Below are 5,880 nucleotides of genomic sequence, written 5' to 3' on the forward strand. Positions count from 1 at the left end.
TTCTTCGACAAGGACCGCGGAGGCGAACTCTTCGTTCGGGCGATCGGCGGGCGCTACGACGTATTGCGTCCGGGAACACCATCGGGGCTCAATCCGCTTCGACTGGAGGACACGCCGGCCAATCGGCAGTTTCTCATCGACTGGCTCGCGCTGCTCGCGGGCAAGGTCGACGTCGGGGAATTGGCCCAGATCAAGGACGCAGTCGATGCGAACTATGCGCAGCCGCCGCACCATCGCCGACTCCGCCATATCGTCGAACTCTTCCGAGGCGGCCATCGTCCGCATGCCGATGATCTCTGGTCACGCCTCCGACCATGGTGGGGCGACGGCGAGCGGGCCTGGCTGTTCGATAATGAAGAGGATGCGACCGACCTGACGATCCACTCGGTCGGGTTCGACATGACGCAGATACTCGATGACCCGGCGGTGCGCACACCCGCGATGATGTATCTCTTCCACCGCGTCGAGGAGCGGCTCGACGGCAGCCCGGCCATCATCGTCGTCGACGAAGGATGGAAGGCGCTCGACGACGACGTCTTTGTCCGCCGGATCAAGGATTGGGAAAAGACGATCCGCAAGCGCAACGGCATCGTGGGCTTTGCGACGCAGAGTGCGCAGGATGCGCTCGAAAGCCGGATCGCGAGCGCCATCATCGAGCAGGCGGCGACCCAGATATTCATGGCCAACCCGAAAGCGCGCGCCGAAGACTATGTGAACGGCTTTGGTCTCACACCACATGAATATGAGCTCGTGCGCGCGCTTCCCGACACGGCGCATTGTTTCCTCATTAAGCATGGCAATGAAAGCGTGGTAGTCCGCCTCAATCTGTCGGGCGAACGCGAGCTGTTGACGATCCTGTCGGGACGCGAGCGGACGGTGCGGCTGCTCGACGAGCTGCGCGCCGCGCATGGCGATGCGCCCGAAGCCTGGTACGACGCGCTGATGGAGCGCGCCTGATCGTGGCCGTCTGCGACGCCATCCCGAGCCCCGAAAGCTTTGCTCCAAGCATCCTGCGCTTCCTCGACTGCCAGGCGCAGCTGATCGGTGCCGAGGGCTACCAGGCACTCGCGGTACCCGGATCGACGGCGTCGGTCCTCCTGACCGGCATGGTCACCTTGCTGATAGCCCTTCTCGGCTACCGGATGCTCCTCGGGCACACGCCGACCATTCGCGAAGGCGTGCTGACGTTCGTCAAGATCGGCCTCGTCCTCGTGCTTGCAACGAGCTGGCCCGCCTATCAGACGCTGATCTATGACTTCATTCTGCGCGGGCCGGCCGAACTCGCCTCGACGATCGGCGGCGCGGCCAACCTCCCGGGTAGTGGCGGCGGTCTGGTCGGGCGGATCGACGGCGTCGACCAGGCACTGAAAGTCCTTGCGATTGACGGGGTCGGCCCGGCCCCGCTTGGTCCCGATGGGCGCCCGCTCATGCCGTCGGTGCCGCCGCCCCCGTTTCTGGGCTTCGACAGCTTCGCGCTCGGTTTTTCACGCGTGATCTTCCTCGTCTCGACCGTGGCGTCTTTCGCCATCGTTCGGATCGCGGCTGCGATCCTGCTATCGCTTGCTCCCTTATTCGCGGTTTTCTTGCTCTTCGATGGAACGCGAGGGTTGTTCGAGGGGTGGCTCAAGGCGTTGATCGGCACGGCACTTGGAAGTCTCGCCATTGCCCTTACCCTGGGGATCGAGCTTGCCTTTGTCGAGCCGTGGGTGGCCACTCTGCTGGCAAGGCGCGCAAGCGATCTGGATATCGTGGGCGCACCGGCTCAGCTCTTCGCCGCCTCCATTATCTTTGCGATCGCCTTGGGAGCTGTGATGTGGCTGACTGCGCGCGTTGCGATAAGCCTCAGGATTCCCGCATGGCTGTCGACACTGCAGACCGGCTGGGCCGCTGGGGCTGCGCAGCAGGTCGAGCAAGCCCGCACGACGGCCGCCGCCTATCCTCCGATCGAAAGCCGGTCGCGTGCAGCGGCGGTCGCCGATGCTATTGCGATTAACCAGCGCCGCGAGACGACGGCAGCCGAGGGCGCACGTGGCTCGCGAGCGGCCCATATGGCGCGTAGTCTTGCCGGACAGAACAGAGGGGATCGAATGGACCGTTTGCCCGAGCAGGATCGATCGAGCCGTCGGACCCGTAGCCGTATCTCCTCACGCGCGATTGCCAGGGACAAGCGTCTATGAAAAAGTCCGCCCAAGAAGCGCTCGACGCCTATTATGCCGAAGCCGATAGCTGGGCGAAGGACCGCGGTGACGCGCTTCGCGCCTCGCGCCGCACCGCCTGGTGGGTCGCGGGCGGGGCTTCCGTAATCGCGGTATGCGAGGCGCTGGCGCTCCTTTTCCTTACGCCGCTAAAGACGGTCGAGCCCTACACGCTGCTGGTCGACCGCCAGACGGGGTTCGTTCAGCAGTTGAAGCCGCTCGAGGGCGAAACGATCTCGCGCGATCGGGCGCTCACCCAATCCTTCCTCGTTCAATATGTGATCGCCCGCGAAGGGTTCGATATCGATACGGTGCAGAGCGATTATCGCAAGATCGGCCTCTGGTCGGCGGGTTCGGCGCGCGACAATTATCTTGCCGAGCTCCAGGTCTCCAATCCGGATAGCCCGCTCGTCCGACTGCCACGGTCTTCGTTGGTCGACGTGCAGGTCAAGAGCGTGACGCCGATGAACGATGACACGGCGATGGTCCGCTTCGATACGCAGCGCCGCGATTCGGGCGGCAAGGCGCATCCCGCGCAGCCTTGGGTCGCCATCGTCCGCTATGGCTACAGCGGCGAGCCGATGAGCGCCGCCGATCGGATGATCAATCCGCTCGGGTTCAAGGTAAGCTCGTACCGCAAGAGCCCCGAGGCGCTGACGGCGCCCGAGCCTGCTGCGGTAGCGGCACCCGTAGGCGCTACATCGGGTGCGGCAGCATTGCCGGCACCGAGCGCCGGTCCGGCGGTACCGGGCAGGCCATGACGGCGCGTTTCGCCCTTGCTATCCTGCTGGCGCTCTTCGGTGCGAATGCGAGCGCCCAAATTCGTCCCCAGCCGGGATATGGCGACGCGCGTATGCAGACGATCGATTACCGGCGCGAACAGGTGGTCCAGATCGAAGGCGCGCCCGGCTATCAGGTCATGATCGCGCTCGCACCCGATGAACGTATCGAGAATGTGGCGCTCGGTGACAGCGGTGCGTGGCAGGCGGTCGCGAGCCAGAGCGGCAATCTGCTCTTCGTGCGGCCGACGCAAGATGGTGTCAGTACCAACATGACTGTCATTACCAGTGCGCGCTTCTATGCGTTCGATCTGGTGCCGGCCAATGGGCCGCCGCCCTATGAGGTCCGGTTTCGTTATCCCGCCGAGCCGGACGGCAATATGTCCGCAGGGACGGTCGGGGCTGCCACGGTTGGTCTGTATCGCCTCGGAGGCACCCGTTCGATGTGGCCCGTTCGCATGCACGACGATGGTGCCAGGACCTATATTGACTGGCCGCAGGACGTCGCGCTCCCCGCAGTCTTCATTATCGACGATCTCGGTCGCGAGCGGCTCGCCAATGGTAACATGCGTGGAGGCCTCTACGTGATCGACAGCGTTCAGGATCAGTTACTGTTCCGCATTGACCGCAAGACTGCGCGCGCCAAGCGCTATCTGCCGCGAAGCGATACAAAGGAAGGCGGCAACCCATGAGCACGCCAAACCTGGGCGCTTCCCCCGGCGAGCCCGCAGAACGCGGTGTCATGCCCCGTATCGTGCGACCGCGCACCGGATTGTCGAGCACGGCAATCGTCATCGGCGCGGTTCTGGCCGGCATCCTGCTCTTTACGATCCTCGATGCCCGACGCCGCGCCCTGTCGGCGCCAGCGGTCCGACCCACGCGCGCCGATCTTGTCGGTGCTTCGCAGGCGCTGCCGACCCTCTACATCCCGTCGGAGCCACGGGCGGCGGCGCCCCCGCCGCCTGTGGCTCCGGCGATCGCGGTGCAGCTAACGCCGCCGTTGCGGCCACAAGCCGCCCCGGTGCCGACACGGGATCCACCCGTCTCGTCCCCGCCGCAATCCTACGGTTCGCCATCGGCTCCTGCCGCTCCCTCGCGCACCAGCGGCGGCGCGATCCTCGTGATCGACAGCTCGCAGGCGCTACCTGTCGGAGAGCGTACGGCGCCGGCGGCCGAGAGTGGAGCTGCGCAGGCCCAAGCGAGCACCGCCGCCCGCAGCCGGGCAGGCGCAATGTCCAACCGCGCGACGACTGTGCCGCAGGGTATGCTCATTCCCGCCGTTCTCGAGACTGCGCTCGATTCGACCGGTGCGGGCTTTGCGCGCGCTTTGGTGCAGCGCGATATCCGCGGCTTTGACGGCACCCGCGTGCTGATCCCACGCGGCAGCCGCCTGATCGGCGAATATGCTTCCGATACGAGTCCGGGACAGAAGCGCGCGTTCGTGACCTGGACGCGGCTGATCCGTCCCGACGGCGTGACGATCTCGATTGGATCGCCCGCCACCGACCCGGTTGGCGTCGGCGGCGTGCGTGCGAGGGTCAACAGCCACTTCTTCGAACGCTTCGCGGGCTCAATCCTCCAGACCGCTATGCTGATCGGCGGCAATCTTGCCGCGCGGTCGGCAGGGGATTCTGTGGTCGTCGCGCTTCCTGGCTCGTTCCCGGGCACTGCTGCAACGACGCCAGCCACTCAGATCCCGCCGACGCTTAGCGTTCGCCAGGGGACGAGCGTCAGCGTATTCGTCGCGCGCGATCTCGACTTCACGGGGGTCGAGACGGCGCAATGACCACCACGGATGTCGCTGACCGCATCTATCTTGGCAGCTATCTCGCACCTCTGTCATTCGCACTCGATCGGGCCGACGTCACCGACATCTGTATCAATCGTCCCGGCGAATTATGGATCGAAACGCTTGGTGGGGCGATCGAGCGTCACGATGCCCCGGCGCTTGATAGTGCGCTTCTGGCTCGGCTGGCTCGTCAGGTCGCGGCGCTCAATCATCAGGGCATCAGCCGCGAACATCCACTGCTTTCTGCGAGCTTGCCCGACGGTTCGCGCATCCAGATCGTCCAGCCGCCGGCGACGCGTGGCGAACTGGCGATCGCGATTCGCAAGCATGTGTCTGCAGACCTCACGCTCGACGATTATGTGTCGGCGGATGCCTTTCGCGGGGTTCGGACTGCGGGGATTGCGCAGCCGGCGGCGATCGACCATGTCCGCAAGCTGGTCGATGCCGGGGATATCGGAAACGCACTCCGTGAGGCCGTGCGCGGTCGGCTCAACATTCTGATCTCGGGCGGCACGTCGTCAGGCAAGACGACTTTTCTCAACGCGCTGATCCGCGAGATTCCTGCCGACGAGCGGCTGATCCTGATCGAGGATACACCCGAGATCCGGTTGAAGCACGAAAATGCCGTCGGATTGATTGCGGCACGGAGCGCGCTCGGCGAGGCGCATGTCACGGCCAATGACCTTGTCTCAGCCTCGCTCCGTATGCGGCCTGACCGCATCATTCTTGGCGAGCTGCGCGGCCCGGAAGCCTTTGCCTTCCTGCGCGCGATCAACACCGGCCATCCCGGATCGATGACGACGATTCACGCCGACACCGTCGAGCGGGCGTTCGAGCAGTTGGCTTTGCTTGTTCTGGAAGGAGGTTCGACTCTCCAGCGCGAAGATATCCTCGCTTATGTACGGATGACCGTCGATGTAGTGCTGCAACTCAGCCGCGATGCGGCTGGGCGGAGCGTGTCGGGCATGTTGGTACGGGGGCGATAGGCGCCAAGCAATTCCGCGGGCATTATTGGCGGCGGAAACTCCATGCCATCGGTGACCTTGGGTTCGCGGGCGCACTATTGTCATAACTTGCTCGAGATTGCGATTTAAGGCGAGAGATCCCCTGTTCAGCG

General features: G+C 64.7%; 5 protein-coding genes and 1 pseudogene. All 6 read left to right on the forward strand.

What is annotated here, in order from left to right:
• Positions 1 to 957, forward strand: a pseudogene (locus VGD20_RS09995) (VirB4 family type IV secretion/conjugal transfer ATPase); the annotation flags it as partial.
• A 2-nt stretch (positions 958 to 959) separates the two neighbouring features.
• A complete protein-coding gene (locus tag VGD20_RS10000; RefSeq protein WP_331134297.1) occupies positions 960 to 2,177 on the forward strand; it encodes a type IV secretion system protein in 1,218 nt (405 codons plus the stop codon).
• Positions 2,174 to 2,956, forward strand: a complete 783-nt coding sequence (locus VGD20_RS10005) for a virB8 family protein (protein WP_331134298.1) — start codon at positions 2,174 to 2,176, stop codon at positions 2,954 to 2,956. Before VGD20_RS10000 ends, VGD20_RS10005 begins: the two co-directional genes overlap by 4 nt.
• Positions 2,953 to 3,666 (forward strand): TrbG/VirB9 family P-type conjugative transfer protein, encoded by a 714-nt coding sequence (locus tag VGD20_RS10010; protein ID WP_331134299.1) that lies wholly within the window; start codon positions 2,953 to 2,955, stop codon positions 3,664 to 3,666. Before VGD20_RS10005 ends, VGD20_RS10010 begins: the two co-directional genes overlap by 4 nt.
• On the forward strand, positions 3,663 to 4,760 hold the full coding sequence (locus VGD20_RS10015) for a TrbI/VirB10 family protein (RefSeq protein WP_331134300.1): 1,098 nt from the start codon (positions 3,663 to 3,665) through the stop codon (positions 4,758 to 4,760). Before VGD20_RS10010 ends, VGD20_RS10015 begins: the two co-directional genes overlap by 4 nt.
• Positions 4,757 to 5,749 (forward strand): P-type DNA transfer ATPase VirB11, encoded by a 993-nt coding sequence (gene virB11 / locus VGD20_RS10020; RefSeq protein WP_331134301.1) that lies wholly within the window; start codon positions 4,757 to 4,759, stop codon positions 5,747 to 5,749. Before VGD20_RS10015 ends, virB11 begins: the two co-directional genes overlap by 4 nt.
• Positions 5,750 to 5,880 lie beyond the last annotated feature (131 nt).

This window comes from Sphingopyxis sp. (genome assembly GCF_036402335.1).
In the GTDB taxonomy this organism is placed as follows: domain Bacteria; phylum Pseudomonadota; class Alphaproteobacteria; order Sphingomonadales; family Sphingomonadaceae; genus Sphingopyxis.